Below are 19612 nucleotides of genomic sequence, written 5' to 3' on the forward strand. Positions count from 1 at the left end.
AACCGCACTTGTCGTGCGGGCCCTGGGAGGCATTACTCCGCTGGCTGGACCACCGCCGGAATGGTTTCGACCGGGGCGTCGCCTGCGAGTGCGACGGAAAGCTGCGCCTGATCAAGCTCGCCTTCCCACTTCGCCACCACCAGCGTCGCTACTGCATTACCGATAAAATTGGTAATTGCGCGGCACTCGGACATGAAACGGTCGATGCCGAGGATCAGCGCCATGCCGGCGACCGGAACCGCCGGAACGACAGAGAGGGTGGCGGCAAGCGTGATGAAGCCGGCGCCGGTGATGCCGGCCGCCCCCTTCGAGCTCAGCATGGCGACGAGCAGCAGCAGAATCTGGTCGGCAAAGGAGAGCGGCGTGTCAGTCGCCTGGGCAATGAAGAGCGCCGCAAGCGTCATGTAGATGTTGGTGCCGTCGAGGTTGAAGGAATAGCCCGTCGGGATAACCAGGCCTACGACGGAGCGCTTGCAGCCCGCCTTCTCCATCTTGTTCATCAGGCCCGGAAGTGCCGCCTCGGAAGACGACGTCCCGAGGACGAGCAGCAGCTCTTCCTTGATATAGCGGATGAGCGAGACGATCGAGAAGCCGTTGTAGCGGGCAACCGCGCCGAGCACGAGGAAGATGAACAGGAACGAGGTCAGATAGAAGGTGCCGATCAGCATGGCGAGGTTGGCGATCGAGGCGAGGCCGTACTTGCCGATGGTGAAGGCCATGGCGCCGAAGGCCCCGATCGGGGCGGCCTTCATCAGGATCGCCACCAGCCGGAAGATCGGCAGCGTCAGCGCCTGCAGGAAATCGACGACCGGCTCGGCCTTCTTGCCGACCATCGCCAGCGAAATGCCGAAGAGCACCGAGATGAACAGCACCTGCAGAATGTCGCCCTCGGCAAAGGCGCCGACGAGCGTCGTCGGGATGACGTTCATGAGGAAGCCGGTGATCGACTGCTCATGCGCCTTTTCCGCATAGCCGGTGACCGCCTTGGCATCGAGCGAGGCGGGGTCGATATGCATGCCGGAACCCGGCTGCACCACATTGGCGACCACGAGACCGACAAGGAGCGCCAGCGTCGAGAAGGTCAGGAAGTAGATCATCGCCTTTCCGGCGACGCGGCCGACCTTGGCGAGATCGGTCATGCCGGCGATGCCGGTCGCGACCGTCAGGAAGATCACCGGCGCGATGATCATCTTGACGAGCTTGATGAAGGCGTCGCCGAACGGCTTCAACTCGGTACCGATGCCGGGATAGAAATGCCCGAGCAGGATGCCCGCGGCGATCGCCGCCAGGACCTGGACATAGAGATGGCGATAGATGGGTGTCGTGCCGCGGGCTTCCGCGGAATGTTCTATGATCATGATATCCTCCACATGGCGCCCAGTCCGGCGATTGCCGGGCCTCCCGGGCCGCTTTTCCGAAGATCGACAGCTGCTGCCGCCTTGTGAGCTATTTAGCAACGCGCGTGCCAGTTCTGTGCGGCACCGCGAGATAGTTGAAATCGCTTGCATTTTCTTTGTGCTTCACAATTCTGCACTCCTTACCTGTGCGGATATCCGCACAGGTCCACTGGCGCTTTGCGCGAAAACATGCACAATGGCGCGATGTTCAAGAAACTGTCCGGCACGGACGATCTGCGAACGCTTCGCCGCCGCGCGCGGCGGTCGTGGCTTGTTTTCGCAGCGGTGGCGCTTGCCGTTCTGGCGGCCGGCCTTTTACTTGCCGGCGAATACGGCCGGACGAGAGCGCTTGCGGGGATCGACTCGCAAAGCCGCATCGACGCCAGCTTGAAGGCGTCGCTCTTGAGGGCCGTCATCGAACGGCAGCGCGCGCTTCCATTGGTTCTTGCCGATGATTCCGCCATTCGCGAAGCCCTTCGCTCCGCGGACGAACAATCGCTCGACCGGATCAACCGCAAGCTCGAGAGCCTGGCGGCAAGTGCGGAAACGGCGGTCGTCTATCTGATCGGGCAGAATGGTGTCGCCGTCGCCGCCAGCAATTGGCGGGAGCCGACGAGCTTCGTCGGCAGCAATTACGGCTTTCGCGACTATTTCCGGTTGGCAATGCGCGACGGCAAGGCCGAGCATTTCGCCCTGGGCACGGTCAGCAGGCAGCCCGGTCTCTACATTTCCCGACGGATCGACGGGGCGGACGGACCGCTCGGCGTGATCGTCGCCAAACTCGAATTCGACGGTCTCGAAACCGACTGGCGCGTCTCGGACAAGCCGACCTATGTCACCGACCGCCGCGGCATCGTGCTGATCACCAGCCTGCCGTCGTGGCGCTTCATGACGACGAAGCCAATCGCCGAAGACCGGCTCGCCGCCATCCGCGAAAGCCTGCAATTCGGCGATGCTCCCCTGCTGCCGCTGCCCTTCGACAAGGTCGAAGCGCGGCCCGACGGCTCCTCTACGCTCGACGCCCTGCTGCCAGGCGGCGGCGCTGGAGCCTTCCTGCGCGTCGAGACCATGGTGCCATCGACGAACTGGCGGCTCGAGCTGCTGTCGCCGCTGACTGCCCCGCTCGCGGCCGGCGCGCGGGAAGCACGGCTGATCCTGCTCGCGGTTCTCGTGCCGCTCTTCGGGCTCGCAGCCTTCCTCCTGCGCCGCCGCCAGGCGATCGCGATGCGGTCGGCGGCCGAGCGGCTGAGAGCCAGGGAACTCGAAGGGAAAGTGGCGGAACGAACGCGCGATCTCAGCATGGCCCGCGACCGCCTCGAAACCGAGATCGCCGATCATCGCCAGACGACGGAAAAGCTGCAGGCCGTGCAGCAGGATCTCGTGCAGGCGAACCGCCTGGCGATCCTCGGCCAAGTCGCCGCCGGCGTCGCCCACGAGATCAACCAGCCGGTCGCCACGATCCGTGCCTATGCCGACAATGCCCGCACCTTTCTCGATCGCGGCCAGAGCGCGACCGCGGCGGAGAACATGGAGTGCATTGCCGAACTCACCGACCGGGTCGGCGCCATCACCGAGGAACTGCGCCGCTTTGCCCGCAAGGGCCATTTTGCCGCCGAGCCGACGCCGATGAAGAATGTCATCGAGGGCGCGCTCATGCTTCTGCGCAGCCGCTTTGCCGGGCGCATGGACGCGATCCGGATCGCGCTGCCGCCGGACGGATTAAGGGCGCTCGGCAATCGCATCCGGCTGGAGCAGGTGCTGATCAATCTGCTGCAGAACGCGCTGGAAGCGATCGGCAGCGGCGACGGCGGCACGATCGAGGTGCGCTGCGAGGAGACGGCCAACGGCGTCACGCTCACCGTCACCGACAACGGCCCCGGCATTCCGGCCGATATTCGCGAGGAACTGTTCACGCCCTTCAACACCTCGAAGGAGGAGGGTCTCGGGCTGGGCCTGGCGATCTCCAAGGAAATCGTTTCCGACTATGGCGGCACGATCGAGGTCGAAAGCGGCTCCACCGGCACGACATTCACCGTCCTCTTGCAGAAGGCTTGAACTAATGAGCGGCGCCGTGTTCCTGATCGACGACGACCGAGACCTGCGCAAGGCGATGCAGCAGACCTTGGAGCTTGCCGGCTTCACCGTCTCGCCCTTTGCCAGCGCAACCGAAGCGTTCGAAGCACTCAACCCAGACTTCGACGGCGTGATCGTCAGCGATATCCGCATGCCGGGCATGGACGGGCTGGCCTTGTTCCGCAAGGTCGCCAGCCTCGACCCGGACCTGCCCGTCATCCTCGTGACCGGCCACGGCGACATACCGATGGCGGTACAGGCGATTCAGGACGGCGCCTATGACTTCATCGCCAAGCCCTTCGCCGCCGACCGGCTGGTGCAGAGCGCGCGGCGCGCCGACGAGAAGCGCCGGCTCGTCATGGAAAACCGGGGGCTGCGCCAGGCGGCGGAAGCCGCCGCCGACAGCCTGCCGCTGATCGGCCAGACGCTGGTGATGGAACGGCTGCGCCAGACGCTCAAACACATCGCCGACACCGATGTCGACGTGCTCATCGCCGGCGAAACCGGCAGCGGCAAGGAGGTCGTGGCGACGCTCCTGCACCAGTGGAGCCGGCGCAGGACCGGCAATTTCGTGGCGCTGAATTGCGGCGCCCTGCCGGAGACGGTGATCGAGAGCGAACTCTTCGGCCATGAGCCCGGCGCCTTCACCGGCGCCGTCAAGAAGCGCATCGGCCGGATCGAACATGCGAGCGGCGGCACGCTCTTCCTCGACGAGATCGAGGCGATGCCGCCGGCGACCCAGGTCAAGATGCTGCGCGTTCTGGAAGCGCGCGAGATCACCCCGCTCGGTACCAATATCGTTCGGCCCGTGGACATCCGCGTCGTCGCGGCGGCAAAGATCGATCTCGGCGATCCGGCCGAGCGCGGCGACTTCCGCGAGGACCTCTACTATCGGCTGAACGTCGTGACGCTGTCGATCCCGCCCTTGCGCGAACGCCGTGAGGACATCCCGCTGCTCTTCTCGCACTTCCTGAAGCGCGCCGCCGAACGCTTCGGCCGCGACATGCCGGACATCCCGGCCGCCGTCCGCGACCACCTGATGTCGCACCCCTGGCCCGGCAATGTGCGCGAACTTTCGCATTTCGCCGAGCGGGTGGCTTTGGGCGTGGCGGAGATGCCGGCCGGGAAACCCGCCGCCCCGGAAAATGGCGGCACCCTGCCCGAACGGCTGGAGCGCTACGAGGCGGACATCCTCAGGCAGGCGCTGACGGCAAACAACGGTGACGTCAAGGAGACCCTGCTGGCACTCGGAATTCCCCGCAAGACCTTCTACGACAAGCTCCAGCGCCACGGCATCAATCGCGCGAACTATGCCGGGCGAGACTCCGCGAAGGATGGAAGCGTTTAGGCGCATCAGCCCGAAAATCGTAAGCGGCGCTGTAGGCGCGATAATGCGTTCCGGGCGGAGAACCGCCCCTCACCCAAGCCCTCTCCCCGCAAGCGGGGCGAGGGGGATGAGAGTTGGCCGCTCGCCCCTCCGCTTCTGTCAGCGATGCCTGCAAGGCGACAGGGCGCCGCGAGTCCCTTGTCCCGCCTGCTGCGGGGGAAGGTCGCGGTAGCGGGAAGGGACGGCAACAGCCCCAAGGACTCGGGTCGGAATCGCGCGGATCGCTGGCCTCACCTTGATCCGGAGCCGACCGCTGTTTCCGCATGCGCCTTTATGCGTGCAGGGCCGACGGGGCCGATTATCAGTCTGGACAGCGGCATCTTGGCCACCCTGCCGTCGGCAATGGCGAGCTTGCTGTCGTAGAATTCCAGGCCCTTCACGGATTTCGGCGGCACGACGTTGTGCATGATACTGATCACCGTTGCGCCGGGGCATTCATCCTTGATCGCCTGGTGAAACGCGACCGTCGCCTCGCTGTCGAGCGCGCTCGTCGGTTCATCTAGGAAGAGCAGCCGCGGGCGGTGCAGCAGGATGCGCGCCAGCACGAGCTTCTGCTTCTGCCCCCCGGAAAGAAGCTGGTCCCAGCTTCCCGTGCCGCGACCCTCCTCGGCAAGGTCGCCGACGAATTCGGCAAGGCCGGCCTTGGAGAGCGCCGCGGCGGCGGCGGCGTCCGAGTAGGCGCCGACGAGGCCGGGCAGGCATACCAGCGCCTTCAGCGATACGGGCGGAAGCTTCACGTCCTGCGCGGCAAAGAAGGTCCTGACGTTTCTCGGCAACACGACCGTGCCGCGGCCATGCGGCCAAAAGCCGTTGATGGCCTTGAGCATCGATGTCTTGCCGCTGCCCGACTTGCCGACGAGAAGGGCCCACTCGCCGGGGTCGAGGTGAAGATGGCTGGTCTCGACGAAGGGCAGAACATCACCCGGGTGCATCAGCTCTAGCCGTCTGATCGTCAAGCCGAACTCGGGAGCCTGCTGGGCATAGCGCAATTCCGACCGGCCCGTGCGGGCATAGAAGTCGCGCGGCTGCTGCACGTCCTCGATCGCCTGCGCCAGGTCGGTGATGCGGCGTGCATTCGCCCGGAGCCTTGCTATATTGGGCATGACATGAATGAACCATGAGCAATCGTTGATGATCGCATTGGCAAGCTCCGCCCCGGTGACATAGGACTGCATGCTGATCCTGCTGGCGACATAGGGGAGCAACCCGGGCGCATAGGCGACGATGCGCGAGCCGAAGAAGTTGTAGACGCGCTCGAAGCCCATGTAGCACGCGGCCAGGATGTTGAGGATCGACCAGGTGTGGTCGATGTCGCGATAGCGTCGCCTGTGGATGTCCTTCTGTACTGCCTCGCCATCGGCGACCGCCACATGGTAGCTGCGGTGAAGCAGCGTCGTCAGTTCGCGACGGTAGCTGCCTTCGGCCCATTGCATCCTGACTTCCAGCCTTTGCTGGATCGCCCCGAGCTTCGCCGCAAGGAAGGTGTTGATCGGAACGTAGACGATGACGGCTGCGAGCGTCAGGCAGGCGCTGGCATAACTGCCGAGGAACTCCAAGCCTTCGACCTCGGTCGAGGTTTCGATAATCTTGCGGCCGACGAAGAAGAGCGACAGGATGACGCCGGCAATGCCCATGGCAAGCCCGATGGCGCCGCCGGTCATGCCCTTGATCGATTCCTGGATCCGCTGGTCGATATTGTCCGGGACTGCCGCGTTCGACGCGTTGGCCTTCGCCATACCGTGCTGCAGGTGCAGATGCGTGTGCTTGCGGTCGAGCAGCGCCTCATTGAAGCGATGGTCGAGCCACGCGCGCCATTTGCGGTGCAAGGTCGTCGAGAAGAAGTGGCGGATTGCGATGAATCCGATCTCCTTGAGCACGACGATCCCGGCCAATGTTCCCGCGCTTGCCAGGATGGAGGTGAGCGTCGTCGCGTTTTGTGGATGGTGAAGAAAGGCGATTGCACTGACGAGTTCGCCCGACGCCTCGGCAAACCAGACACTGGCCATTGCCGACAAGGCCGTAAGCACGATGATAACCGCGGCGAGCCCCCATGCTTCCTTCCATCTGTCGGAAAGCCAGTAGGCGCCCATTACCCCCCAAAAGCTGCGCATTGCGGAAACGGGCGTCGATTGCGGCTCCCTTACCCGCCTGCGGCTCCCCCGGTGTAAATTGCGACTCCCCCAGTGCAAATTCACGTCCCCCCCTCCCTTGCCTGTGAGCATCCCTGTTCGGGACCTCAAGCACACAGGGGTCACGCACGGCCGCTTCGCAAGCGCCCGTCTGCCCGCTCATTCCGAATGTCCAACTGCAGTTTCAGCCCTGGCGACCGACCATGACCGGCCGCGATAGGAACCCGCCCCTCTTGGAAATTCGATGACAGCCCCTATGCAATTAACAACAATACCACGCTGGGACGCACGTATTCGTGACGCCCGATAGTGTGCAGCGGTCTGGGTCGACGGCACGCGACGCCCGTTAATGCAATCAATCGCAGCAAGCATAACCGTTGCGCGTTCGCGTCTCAACTACCGCGCAGCCCATCTCTTCAGACGCGATGGATCGTTACAGCACTTTTTATTACAGGCTGTATTACGATTTAAGGAAATATGAGCCAGTGGCACCTTTGTCGCAGGCCGCGGCGCGCAGCCACATTTGCCCCACGAGTGCTGCCGCGGCGACGCAGCTGCGGGCAGCAATCCTGAATTCTTTCCGCCTACAGCGTGGTGCGTCTTATCCGCGGTCGCGACGATCGTCCCCGACGGCGTCCAGACAGCGCCCGGTCGGTGCTGTTGCCGCCCGCCGGCTGGTGCGGGTGCGCCCGGGGCGCTGCTCGCAAGCTCCGAACGCTCACCAACCGTAGCTGAGGGTGATGCCGCTGCCGCCATTGCCGTTCTGCTCGGTGTTGACGGCGGCGGGTCACCCCCTACCAAGCGCATAAACGACGGTACCGAGGAATCAATGTCGGTTCCGTGGGCGGCGCCTCATCTCTTGGGCCCACTGCCAGGATACTCAATACGACAGCGATGAGGGTGAAGATAAGTACCAGGACCGCAATGCTGGCTTGGTCCATTCCCTGTAAAGCGTTTGAATGCGAGAAATTGGAGGCAGTGAGTGAAGCGGCCGACCGTTAACTGCTTGCAAGTTCCTGAGCCGTCGCCACGATCTGCACATTCCCCAGAGAATGATCAGCGTATTTGAAGGCAAGTATGCTCAGAACTGAGGCAATCATAGCGACTAGAATGACACGCATCGTGTGCTCTCCTGGTTGGCTGCCCAAATGTAGCAGCCGATCAGGGGAACCCTTGTTACCGAGGGAGCAGGCGGCGCACCCGGTCATTGATAGCGACATGGAGGGGCTCCTGTCGCTTCGCATCCAAATTAATTTAATTAGGGTCTTCCTCAATTCATATGGTGGCGGGCTTCATCTCGATCCTGGCCCCATTGGCTCCGGATGCCGCCTCACGCGCGCGGGACCGACCGGGCCACCTGCCAGTTTCGGCAGCGACCGCTTCGTCACGCGGCCGTCGGCAATGGCGAGCACGCTGTCGTAATAATTCTCGCCCTTTGCAGATTTCGGCGGCACTGCGTCATGCATGATGCTGACGACGGTTGCGCCGGGGCACACATCCTTGATCGCCTGATGGAACGCGACCGTCGCCTCGACGTCGAGCGCGCCGGTCGGTTCGTCAAGAAAGATCAGGCCCGGCCGTTGCAGGAGGATGCGCGCAAGCACCAGCTTCTGCTTCTGCCCTCCGGAAAGGAGCTGGTCCCAGCTTTGCGCACCGCGCCCCTCCGCGGCGAGATCGCCGACGAATTCGGCAAGGCCGGCCATGGAAAGCGCCGCTAAAGCTTCCCGATCCGTAAACGCGTCGCCCGGCTCGGGCAGGCATATCAGTTCCTTCAGCGATATCGGCGGCAGCTTCACGTCCTGGGCGGCAAAGAGCGTGCGCACGTTTCCGGGCAGGGCGACTGTGCCGCGGCCATGCGGCCAGAGACCGTTTATCGCCTTGAGCAGCGACGACTTGCCGCTGCCCGACCTGCCGACGAGAAGCGTCCATTCGCCAGGACTGATGTGGAGATAGCCGGTCGTAATGAAGGGCAGGTCATGGCCAGGATGCATCAGCTCGAGGCGGCGGATCGTCACGCCGAATTCGGGATCCTGCCAGACGCGGTTCAACTCCGCGTGACCTGTCCGGGCATAGAAAGCGCGGGGCCGCTGAACGTCCTCGATCGCATTGGCAAGATCGGTGATGCGGCGCGCATTCGCTCTCAGCCTTGCTATGTCCGGCATGACGTGGATGAACCAGGAGCAATCATTGATGATCGCATTGGCAAGCTCCGCCCCGGTGACATAGCCCTGCAGCGTGACCTTGCCATTGACATAGGGAAGCAGACCCGGAGCATAGGCGACGATGCGCTGGCCGAAGAAATTGTGGACGAGCTCGAAGCCCATATAACACGCCGTCAGGATGTTCAGGTTCGACCAAGTCTGGTCGATGTCGCGATAGCGCCGCCTGTGGATGCGCTTCTGGACCCCTTCCGCTTGCGAGGCCGCGACATGGAAGCTGCGGTGGAGAAGCGTCGTCAGTTCGCGGCGGTAGCTGCCCTCGGCCCATTGCATCCGGACGTCGAGCCGCTGCTGGATCGCGCCGAGCTTGGCGGCGACATAAGTATTGAAGGGGACGTAGGCAGCGACGGCAACAAGCGTCAGAAAGGCGCTGCCATAGCTGCCGAGAAACTCCAGCCCGCTCACCTCCGTCGAGGTCTCGATGATCCTGCCGCCGACGAAGTAGAGCGACAGGGTCACCCCGGCAACGCCCATGGCAAGCCCGATAGCGCCGCCGGTCATGCCCTTGATCGATTCCTGGACGCGTTGGTCTATATTGTCCGGCACGCCCACCGACGTCGGAATGGCTTCCGCCACGCCGCGCTGCAGGTGAAGATGGGTATGTTTGCAGTCGAGCAGCGCGTCATTGAAGCGTCGGTCAAGCCAGGCCCGCCATTTGCGATGCAGGGTCGTCGAAAAGAAGTGGCGCACGGCCGTGAACGCGATGGATTTCAGCACCATGATCGCGGCGAGCGTCCCCGCGATCGTCAGAATGGAGCTGAGCGTCGTGGGATTTTGCGGATGGTGGAGAAAGGCTATCGCGCTGACGAGTTCGCCCGAGGCTTCGGCGAACCAGACGCTCGCAATCGCCGACAGACCGGTGAGCACGACGATGACCGCTGCCAGCCCCCAGGCCTCCTGCCACTTCTCGGAAAACCAATAGGCCCACATCAGCCCCCAGAAGCTGCGCATCGGCGATACGGGAGTCGACCGGGGCTCTCTTCCCCACTTTCGGCTCCACACGTGCAAGGCCTTCTCCCCGATCTTCCTGATCAGAACACGCTCCTCATTCCCATCCCATCCACTATCGACAAGGCTGCGCCCGACCGCACTGATCGCGATCAGTTTCCTAAGAGAATAGTCCCTGTGCCCTGATGTTCCAACCAAGCGGGAGGCGAGAAACGAGACAGTCCACCGCGAGTGCCTCGCTGGGGTCCCAAAAAACCATCTTGACGGCGCGGCGATATCGGTGACTATGGGCGCCATTCACCAGGGGGGTCCCGGCAAGGGGCTGAGATACTGCTGGAGCGCGCAGTGACCCGTTGAACCTGATCCAGTTCATACTGGCGTAGGGACGGTGCAGACGTGCGAAAGCCAGGATTCCGTAGTTTCACGTTCCGTCGGCACAGCGTCTTTTCATCCTTCCGGCTTCAGAACTGGGTCTCCAACGCAAAAATTGGAGCCTCAAGATGAACGTTCTCAAACCTCTTTCCACGCCGCCCTCCGTCACGCAGGGACCTCTCCCCGCCTCGAAAAAAGTCTACAAACCGGGCGAACTCCATCCCGATTTGCGCGTCCCGATGCGCGAGATCGCGCTGCATCCGACCTCCGGGGAGCCTCCGGTCACGGTCTATGATTCCTCCGGCCCCTACACGCTCGACGACGCCGACATCCGCATCGACGCCGGCCTGCCGCGGTTGCGCCGCGACTGGATCGTGGCACGCGGCGATGTCGAGCGTTACGAGGGCCGCGCCGTCAAGGCGGAGGACAACGGTTTTGCCACCGGCGAGCGGCTGACGCCGGAATTCCCCATGCTCCATCAGCCGCTGCGCGCCAAGCCGGGCCGGGCCGTCACCCAGCTCGCCTATGCCCGGGCCGGCATCATCACGCCGGAGATGGAGTTCATCGCCATCCGCGAAAACCTCGGCCGCAAGGCGGCGAAAGAGACACTCACACGCGACGGCGAGAGCTTCGGCGCGTCGGTGCCTGATTTCGTCACGCCGGAATTCGTCCGCCAGGAGGTCGCTGGCGGCCGGGCGATCATCCCCGCCAACATCAACCATCCGGAATCCGAACCGATGATCATCGGCCGGAACTTCCTGGTGAAGATCAACGCCAATATCGGCAATTCCGCCGTCACCTCGTCGATGGCCGAGGAAGTCGAGAAGATGGTCTGGGCGACGCGCTGGGGCGCCGACACGGTGATGGACCTTTCGACCGGCCGCAACATCCACAATATTCGCGAATGGATCATCCGCAACTCGCCGGTGCCGATCGGCACGGTGCCGCTCTACCAGGCCTTGGAGAAGGTGAATGGCATCGCCGAGGATCTCACCTGGGAGGTTTTCCGCGACACGCTGATCGAGCAGGCCGAACAGGGGGTCGACTATTTCACCATCCATGCCGGCGTGCGGCTCCATTATATCCCGCTGACCGTCGACCGCGTCACCGGCATCGTCTCGCGTGGCGGCTCGATCATGGCCAAGTGGTGCCTGCACCACCACCGCGAAAGCTTCCTCTACGAGCATTTCGAGGAGATCTGCGACATCTGCCGCGCCTATGACGTCTCCTTCTCGCTCGGCGACGGCCTGCGTCCCGGCTCGATCGCCGACGCCAATGACCGGGCGCAGTTCGCCGAACTCGAAACGCTCGGCGAACTGACGAAAATCGCCTGGGCGAAGGACTGCCAGGTGATGATCGAGGGCCCCGGCCATGTGCCGATGCACAAGATCAAGGAGAACATGGACAAGCAGCTCAAAACCTGCGGCGAGGCCCCCTTCTATACACTCGGGCCGCTGACGACCGACATCGCGCCCGGCTACGACCACATCACCTCCGGGATCGGCGCGGCGATGATCGGCTGGTTCGGCACCGCCATGCTCTGCTACGTGACACCGAAGGAGCATCTGGGGCTGCCCGACCGCAACGACGTCAAGGTGGGCGTCATCACCTACAAGATCGCCGCGCACGCGGCCGACCTCGCCAAGGGGCATCCGGCGGCCCGCATCCGCGACGACGCGCTGTCGCGCGCCCGCTTCGAGTTCCGCTGGGAGGACCAGTTCAACCTCTCGCTCGATCCGGAAACGGCGCGCAATTTCCACGACGAGACGCTGCCTAAGGAAGCGCACAAGGTGGCGCATTTCTGTTCAATGTGCGGCCCGAAATTCTGCTCCATGCGGATCTCCCACGACATCCGCGCCGAAGCGCAGAAGGAGGGGCTGGAGACCATGGCGGCGAAATACCGCGACGGCGGTGATCTCTACATGCCGGTCGCGCCAGAAACGCAGCCGGGAGAATGAGATGCCGGTCCTGATCAAGGGAGCCGGCGTCGCCGGTCTCGCCACCGCCCTCGAGCTCAGCCGCCGCGGCATCGCGGTGGAGGTGGTCGATGCGGCGGAAACCGTCGGAACCGGCGCATCCACCTATGCCGGCGGCATGCTCGCGGCGTTTTGCGAACGCGAAGCGGGCGACGAAGCCGTGTTGATGCTTGGGCTTTCCTCTGCCGACTGGTGGGAGGAGGCCCTCCCTGGCGCGGTATTCCGCAAGGGTACACTTGTCGTCGCGGCTGGCCGCGACAGCGGAGAACTCGATCGCTTCGCCGCCCGCACCCGCGGATATGAATGGGTCGGCGGCAACGCGATCGCAGAGCTCGAACCGGACCTCGCGGGCCGCTTCGAGCGGGCGCTGTTCTTTGCCGAGGAAGCCCATCTCGATCCGCGGAAGGCGATGGCCGGCCTCTACGAGACACTGATTGCGAGCGGCGTCCATTTCCACCTCGGCTGTTCGGACGTGCCCTCCGATCGATCCTATGCCGCCGTGGTCGAATGCACGGGCGCCGCGGCGATCGCCACCACGCCCGGCCTTCGCGGCGTGCGCGGCGAGATGCTTTTTCTGGAAACCCCGGAGATCAGCCTCTCGAGGCCGGTCCGCCTGCTTCATCCGCGCCATCCGCTCTATGTCGTGCCGCGCGAAGACCACCGGTTCATGGTCGGCGCGACCATGATCGAGACCGATGATGACGGACCGATCACCGCTCGCTCGCTGATGGAGCTGCTGAACGCCGCCTACGCGGTACATCCCGCCTTCGGCGAGGCGCGTGTCGTGGAGACTGGCGTCGGCATTCGTCCGGCCTTCGCCGACAACCTGCCCCGCGTCCTCGACCGTGACGACGGGTTCGCGATCGCCGGCATGTACCGCCACGGCTTCCTGCTTGCCCCCACCATGGCGCGGCAGCTGGCGGAAAGGCTCTGTGCCGGGGAACATCCGCCCTTCACTCCCGTCTTCGAGGAACCCGCGGCGGCGGACCGCCACCCATCTTTTCGACACGGAGCAATCCAATGACCTTGATCGTCAATGGCGAGACGCTGGAGAGCGGCGCAGCGACGTTGTCGGAGCTTTTGCTGGCGCTCGAATACGAGGGCGAGTGGCTGGCGACGGCCGTCAACGGGGAACTGGTGCACCGCGAGGATCGCAGCACCTGCCGGCTTTCCGACGGCGACCGGATCGAAGTGCTCTCGCCGATGCAGGGAGGCTGACATGCTCGAACTCTACGGAACCCGAGTCTCCTCGCGCCTCCTCCTCGGGACCGCGCGTTATCCCTCCCCCGCCGTTCTCGCGGAGGCCGTGCGCCGCTCGGGCACGGAGATCGTCACCGTATCGCTCCGCCGCGAGACCGCCGGCGGCAGGAACGGCGGCGCTTTCTTCGAATTGATCCGCGAGCTCGGCGTGCGCGTGCTGCCGAACACCGCCGGCTGCTATTCCGTGTCGGAAGCGGTGCTGACGGCGAAGATGGCGCGGGAGGTCTTTTCGACTAACTGGATCAAGCTGGAGGTGATCGGCCATCACGACACGTTGCAGCCGGACGTCTTCGGCCTGGTCGAGGCGGCGCGCATCCTCGTCGGCGAAGGCTTCGAGGTGTTCCCCTACACGACCGACGACCTCGTCGTCGCGGAACGGCTGCTCAGCGCCGGCTGCAAGGTGCTGATGCCCTGGTGCGCGCCAATCGGCAGCGCCATGGGCCCGCAGAACCTGCCGGCGCTGCGCGCCATGCGGGCGGATTTTCCCGATGTGCCGCTGATCGTCGACGCCGGTATCGGCCGCCCGTCGCATGCCGCAACGGTGATGGAACTCGGCTTCGAGGCGGTGCTGCTCAACACGGCGGTCGCCGGCGCCGGCGACCCGGCCGCAATGGCGGAGGCCTTCGCCAATGCGATCGAAGCCGGTCATGCGGCCTTTCAGGCCGGCATGATCGAGCCGCGCGACATGGCCGTCCCCTCAACCCCGGTCATCGGAAAGGCGGTGTTCTCGTGAAGCTCGACCCCTTCTATCTCATCGTCGACAGCGCCGCCTGGATCGAACGCCTCGTGCCGCTCGGCGTCAAGCTGGTGCAGCTTCGGATCAAGGACTTGAGCGACGAGGACATCCGCGGCGAGATCGGCGCCGCGAAGGCGACCTGCGCGGCGCATGGCTGCCAGTTGATCCTCAACGATTACTGGCGCCTCGCGATCGAGGAGGGTTGTGACTTCGTCCATCTCGGCCAGGAGGATCTCGCCGACGCCGACCTCGGTGCGATCCGCGCCGCCGGGCTGAAGCTTGGGCTCAGCACTCATGACGAGACGGAGCTTGAGGCCGCGCTTGTTGCCGAGCCGGACTATGTGGCACTCGGGCCGATCTACCCGACGATCCTGAAAAAGATGAAATGGGCACCACAGGGGCTCGACCGGCTTTCCAGCTGGCGCGAACGCGTAGGAACGCTGCCGCTCGTGGCGATCGGCGGGCTCAATCCGGAGCGGATCGGCGGGGTGTTTGCCCATGGTGCGGACAGCGCCGCGGTGGTGACGGATATCACGTTGAATGCGGATCCCGAAGGTCGGACCCGGGAGTGGATTCGGAAGACTGAGGCTTGGCGGTGAGGGTCACACTCTGCCCCTCTCCTCGGGTTTAACCCGAGAACTAGCCCTCTCCCCGCAAGCGGGGCGAGGGGACACCGTCGCAATTTGTCGCTACCGGTGAACGCCCACCGTGATCCGCGCCATAGTTGGAGCTGTTATGGGCAATGTGGGCGCCGCGAGTCTCCTTCGCCCCGCTTGCGGGGAGAAGGTGGCCGGTCCACCCTCCGCAGTTGCTGCGGAGGACGGGCAGGCCGGATGAGGGGGAAACCACCATCGAGAAAGGCCCCGGAACCAATGTCCCGGGGCCATCTGGTCGCCTGACCGGGAGAAAGAATCAGGCGGCCTCAACCTTCTTCGACACGCGGGCCCATTCCGGGATCCAGTCGCGGTGGGCGGCGAGCAGGTCGTCGACGAGCGACCAGATCTGGTCGAGGTCGAGCTCTGCGGCCGTGTGCGGGTCCATCATCGCCGCATGGTAGAGATGCTCGCGATTGTCGGTAACGAGAGCCTGGACCGTCAGTTCCTGGACGTTGATATTGGTGCGGATGAGTGCGGTCAATTGCGGCGGCAGCGCGCCGATATAGGTCGGCTGAATGCCGGAGGCGTCGACAAGGCAGGGCACCTCGGCTGCGCAGTTTTCCGGCAGCGAGGTGATGCAGCCATTGTTGCGGAGGTTGCCGTAGATCACCGACGGCTCGCCGGTCCAGACCGAGTTCATGATCGAGGAGGCGTATTCGTGGCTCTCGGCAACCTCGATCGTCTCGGCCTCCCGATATGCAGCCGCCTGGCCCTTCCACCGCTCGATCTGCTCGATGCAGCGCTTCGGATATTCGTCGAGCGGAATGCCGTATTTCTCGATCAGGTCCGGGCGGCCGTCCTTGATGAAATAGGGCGTGTATTCGGCGAAATGCTCCGAGCTTTCGGTGACGAAATAGCCGAGCCGCGTCAGCATTTCGTAGCGCACCTTGTTCGGGCAGCGCGGGTTCCAATGGCTGGGCTTCGGAATGCGTCCCTCGCGATAGCCGCGGATCAGGTCCGGATAAAGATCGCGATAGCTGCCGTCCTTCTGGCGGTGCTCGAACTTGAGATAGAACGCCATGTGGTTGATGCCGGCGGCGCGGTAGCGGATTTCGTCGAGCGGAATATCGAGGTCGCGGGCAAGCTCGAAGGCGGTACCCTGCACCGAGTGGCAAAGGCCGACCTGCTTGATCGTCGGATATTTCTCGGCGATCGCCCAGGTATTGATCGCCATCGGGTTGACGTATTGCAGGAGGATCGCCTCGGGGCAGACCTCGAGCATGTCCTCGCAGATCTTCCAGAGATGCGGCACGGTGCGTAGACCCCGCATGATGCCGCCGACGCCGAGCGTGTCGGCGATCGTCTGGCGCAGCCCGTATTTCTTCGGCACTTCGAAATCGGTCACCGTGCAGGGCTCGTAGCCGCCGATCTGGAAGGCGACGACGACGAAATCAGCGCCTTCGAGCGCCTTCAACTGATTCGAATAGGTCTCGATCTTCGCCTTTGCGCCGAGCGTGCGCACCAGTTTGCCGGCGACGATCTCGCTTTCGGCAAGACGCTCCGGGTTCAAATCCATCAGCGCGATGGTCGCGGCCGAAAGCGCCGGACGCTGCAGCACGTCGCCGATGATGTTCTTCATGAACACGGTCGAGCCGGCGCCGATGAAGGTGATCTTGGGTTGTCGGGTCATGGAGTACCTCTGTTCTGATAGGTCATGCGGCCACTTCGAAGGCGGCTCTTACCAGCCGTTCCGTGTAGGCAGTCTTGGGATTGAAGAGAATTTCGTTGACGGGCCCCTCTTCAACGATCTTGCCGTGCTGCATCACCACCACCCGGTGGCAGAGCGCGCGCACGACCTTGAGATCGTGGGAGATGAAGAGGTAGCTCAAACCCCGTTCGTCCTGCAGCTTACGCAACAGCTCGATGATCTGGGCCTGCACCGAGAGATCGAGCGCCGAGGTCGGTTCGTCGAGCAGGATGAATTCCGGCTCGAGCGCGATGGCGCGGGCGATGGCGATGCGCTGGCGCTGGCCGCCGGAGAATTCGTGCGGAAAGCGCGACAGGATATTGGCCGGCATACCGGCGCTGACGAGCGCATCCTGGACATGTGTCAGCCTGTCCTTACGGTTCTCGCCGATGCCGTTGACGATCAGCCCTTCCTCGATGATTTGGCCGATCGACATGCGCGGATTGAGCGAGGCGAACGGGTCCTGGAAGACGATCTGGATCTTCGAGCGCAGCGGCCGCATGCCCTTTCGGTCTCTGCCGTGGATCGGCTGGCCGTCGAAATAGATTTCACCGGCGTCGGTGTTGATGAGCCGGATTAGGGCCTGGCCGAACGTGGTCTTGCCGGAACCGGACTCGCCGACGAGGCCGAGCGTTTCATGACGGCGGAGATTGAGGCTCAAGCTGTCGACCGCGACGAGCTCCTTGAGTTCCGGCTTGAAGAAGCCACCCTTCTTCAGCATGAAGGAGACGCGCACGCTGCGGCCGTCGAGCACGATCGGCGCAGTGTCCGGCAGCGGATTGGCCGAACCGGAGGGCTCGGAGGCGAGCAGCCGGCGCGTATAGGCATGCTGCGGGTTGGCGAAAAGCGCCGCCGTCGTGTTGTGCTCCTTCACCTCGCCGAACTGCATGACGTAGACATAGTCGGAGAACTGCCGCACCACGGTCAGGTCGTGGGTGATCAGGATCACCGCCATGCCGAGTTCCTGCTGCAACCCGCGAATCAGGTTGAGGATCTGCGCCTGCACGGTGACGTCGAGCGCCGTCGTCGGCTCGTCGGCGATCAAGACGTCGGGATCGTTGGCGAGCGCCATGGCGATCATCACGCGCTGGCGTTGGCCGCCGGAAAGCTGGTGCGGATATTGGTTGAGCCGCGCTTCCGGGTCGGGGATCTGGACGTGGCGAAGCAGTTCCAGCGCCCGCTCTGCGGCGGCGCGGCGACTCACCCGCCGGTGTGCCCGGATCGCCTCGATGATCTGGCTGCCGATCGTGTAGACCGGGTTGAGCGAGCTCATCGGCTCCTGGAAGATCATCGCAATGCGGTCGCCGCGCAGCGCCCGGCGCTGCCTGGCCGAGAATTTCAGGACGTCCCGGCCGTCATATTCGATCCGCGATTGCGAGGCGATCGTCGCGCGCTTCGACAGGAGGCCCATCACGGTGCGCGCGGTCACTGACTTGCCGGAGCCGGATTCGCCGACGATCGCCACCGTCTCTCCGCGATAGAGCTGGAAGGACACGTCCTTCACCGCCTCGACCGTGCCGTTCTCGACCTTGAAGGTAACGGCGACCCGGCGCGCGTCGATGACCGGCCGCGTATCCTTCGTGTGGCGGTCCCGCCGTTCTTCCGGTGCCGGGACAATGCTTTCGATCGTTGCCATCGGCGTGCTCCTCAATAGGGGTCGATTGCGTCGCGGAGCCCATCGCCCAGCGCATTGAAGGCGAAGACGGTGACGAGCACGAAGGCGACGGGCGAAAGGATCCAGGGATAGGAGCCGATGACCGAATAGGTCGCCGTATCCTGCAGCATCAGCCCCCAGGAGATGAGCGGCGGCTTCACGGCGAAGCCCAGGAAGCCGAGGAAGGATTCGAGCAGCACCACCTGTGGGATCGCCAGCGTCACCGCGACGATCACGTGGCTCATCACGTTCGGGAAGATGTGCTGGAAAATGATGCGCCGATCGGTCGCGCCAATCGCGATCGCGGCGCGCACATAGTCGATGCGGGCGAGCGCCAGCGTCTTGCCGCGGACCTCGCGCGACATCTGTGCCCAGCCGAGCGCCGACATCACGATGACGACGAAGGCGAGGAAGACGTTGGTCGGCGCAGTCACCGGGATCAGCGAGGCAAGCGCCAGGTAGAGCGGCAGCTGCGGAAAGGCGAGCACGAGTTCGACGAAGCGCTGCACCCAGGCGTCGAAGCGACCGCCAAAATAGCCTGACACCATGCCGACGGTCGTGCCGACCACGGTGACGATGGAGACCACGATCAGCGCGATCATAAGCGAGATGCGCGACCCGTAGAGGATGCGCGAGAGGACGTCGCGGCCGAACTTGTCGGTGCCGAGGAAATGCACCGCCGACCCGTCGACGGTACCGAAGAGGTGGCGCTCGGCCGGGATCAGCCCGAGGAGCTTGTAGGGCGCGCCCTTGACGAAAAAGCCGAGGATCTGCGGATTGTCGTAGTCCAAGCCGACGATCGGCTGGAAGGTGATCGGGTCGAGTTCGTCCGTGTCGCCGAGCGGATAGGTCCTCGGCGGGAGGACGAAATTGCCGTCCTTGTCATGGAAGCTGATCGCCTGCGGCGGTGCGAAAGCGACCCCCGTCGCCTTCGGATCGACGGGCGACAGGAAGTCTGCAAAGACCGCCATGAAGATCAGCAGGCCGACGAGAAAGAGGCCGAGCATGCCGGTCCAGGAACGCTTCAAGCGTCGCCAGACGAGGGCCGAATAGCTCTCGTGGTGCTGTTTTTCGTCCGGCTGCGCCACGGGGACCGTGGTCGGAACGTCGATGGTCAT

Annotated in this window: 13 protein-coding genes and 1 riboswitch; of the genes, 7 read left to right on the forward strand and 6 right to left on the reverse strand. The window is 64.1% G+C overall.

Features of this window, described 5'->3' with window-relative positions; genetic code table 11:
- Positions 1 to 32: 32 nt before the first annotated feature.
- Positions 33 to 1358, reverse strand: a complete 1326-nt coding sequence (locus tag EKH55_RS19300) for a dicarboxylate/amino acid:cation symporter (protein ID WP_151612518.1) — start codon at positions 1356 to 1358, stop codon at positions 33 to 35.
- A gap of 228 nt (positions 1359 to 1586) precedes the next feature.
- Between EKH55_RS19300 and EKH55_RS19305 the strand changes: the two genes are divergently transcribed.
- Positions 1587 to 3452 carry a sensor histidine kinase gene (locus tag EKH55_RS19305; protein ID WP_151612520.1) on the forward strand — a complete coding sequence of 622 codons (1866 nt, stop codon included), beginning with the start codon at positions 1587 to 1589 and terminating at the stop codon, positions 3450 to 3452.
- Between the two features lie 4 nt (positions 3453 to 3456).
- A complete protein-coding gene (locus EKH55_RS19310) occupies positions 3457 to 4818 on the forward strand; it encodes a sigma-54-dependent transcriptional regulator (RefSeq protein ID WP_151612522.1) in 1362 nt (453 codons plus the stop codon).
- Positions 4819 to 5087: 269 nt separating this feature from the next.
- Here the strand turns inward: EKH55_RS19310 and EKH55_RS19315 are convergent, their stop codons facing one another.
- Both EKH55_RS19315 and EKH55_RS19320 read right to left on the reverse strand, forming a co-directional pair.
- Positions 5088 to 6947, reverse strand: a complete 1860-nt coding sequence (locus EKH55_RS19315) for an ABC transporter ATP-binding protein/permease (RefSeq protein WP_246231943.1) — start codon at positions 6945 to 6947, stop codon at positions 5088 to 5090.
- Between the two features lie 1331 nt (positions 6948 to 8278).
- The gene (locus EKH55_RS19320; RefSeq protein WP_151612526.1) at positions 8279 to 10156 is read right to left on the reverse strand and encodes an ABC transporter ATP-binding protein/permease; all 1878 of its coding nucleotides are present in this window, start codon (positions 10154 to 10156) and stop codon (positions 8279 to 8281) included.
- Positions 10157 to 10445: 289 nt separating this feature from the next.
- Positions 10446 to 10557: riboswitch (TPP riboswitch) on the forward strand.
- A 96-nt stretch (positions 10558 to 10653) separates the two neighbouring features.
- Here EKH55_RS19320 and thiC point away from each other — a divergent pair.
- Genes thiC through EKH55_RS19345 form a run of 5 tightly spaced genes read left to right on the forward strand, consistent with a single transcriptional unit; the run spans position 10654 to position 15096 of the window.
- Positions 10654 to 12483 (forward strand): phosphomethylpyrimidine synthase ThiC, encoded by a 1830-nt coding sequence (gene thiC / locus EKH55_RS19325; protein ID WP_151612528.1) that lies wholly within the window; start codon positions 10654 to 10656, stop codon positions 12481 to 12483.
- Between the two features lies 1 nt (position 12484).
- Complete coding sequence (gene thiO / locus EKH55_RS19330; protein WP_151612530.1) at positions 12485 to 13525, forward strand: glycine oxidase ThiO; 1041 nt, start codon at positions 12485 to 12487, stop codon at positions 13523 to 13525.
- On the forward strand, positions 13522 to 13719 hold the full coding sequence (gene thiS / locus EKH55_RS19335) for a sulfur carrier protein ThiS (protein ID WP_151612532.1): 198 nt from the start codon (positions 13522 to 13524) through the stop codon (positions 13717 to 13719). The genes thiO and thiS overlap by 4 nt, the downstream gene beginning before the upstream one ends.
- A 1-nt stretch (position 13720) precedes the next feature.
- Positions 13721 to 14494: a thiazole synthase gene (locus EKH55_RS19340; protein ID WP_151612534.1), complete on the forward strand. Its 774-nt coding sequence runs from the start codon at positions 13721 to 13723 to the stop codon at positions 14492 to 14494.
- Positions 14491 to 15096 carry a thiamine phosphate synthase gene (locus EKH55_RS19345; RefSeq protein WP_151612536.1) on the forward strand — a complete coding sequence of 202 codons (606 nt, stop codon included), beginning with the start codon at positions 14491 to 14493 and terminating at the stop codon, positions 15094 to 15096. Before EKH55_RS19340 ends, EKH55_RS19345 begins: the two co-directional genes overlap by 4 nt.
- A 313-nt stretch (positions 15097 to 15409) precedes the next feature.
- Here the strand turns inward: EKH55_RS19345 and melA are convergent, their stop codons facing one another.
- Genes melA through EKH55_RS19360 form a run of 3 tightly spaced genes read right to left on the reverse strand, consistent with a single transcriptional unit; the run spans position 15410 to position 19612 of the window.
- Positions 15410 to 16783, reverse strand: a complete 1374-nt coding sequence (melA, locus tag EKH55_RS19350) for an alpha-glucosidase/alpha-galactosidase (RefSeq protein WP_151612538.1) — start codon at positions 16781 to 16783, stop codon at positions 15410 to 15412.
- Between the two features lie 22 nt (positions 16784 to 16805).
- Entirely contained in the window at positions 16806 to 18476 is a 1671-nt protein-coding gene (locus EKH55_RS19355) for an ABC transporter ATP-binding protein (protein ID WP_151612540.1), read from the reverse strand.
- An 11-nt stretch (positions 18477 to 18487) separates the two neighbouring features.
- Complete coding sequence (locus tag EKH55_RS19360; protein WP_151612542.1) at positions 18488 to 19612, reverse strand: ABC transporter permease; 1125 nt, start codon at positions 19610 to 19612, stop codon at positions 18488 to 18490.

The organism is Sinorhizobium alkalisoli (genome assembly GCF_008932245.1).
In the GTDB taxonomy this organism is placed as follows: Bacteria; Pseudomonadota; Alphaproteobacteria; order Rhizobiales; family Rhizobiaceae; genus Sinorhizobium; species Sinorhizobium alkalisoli.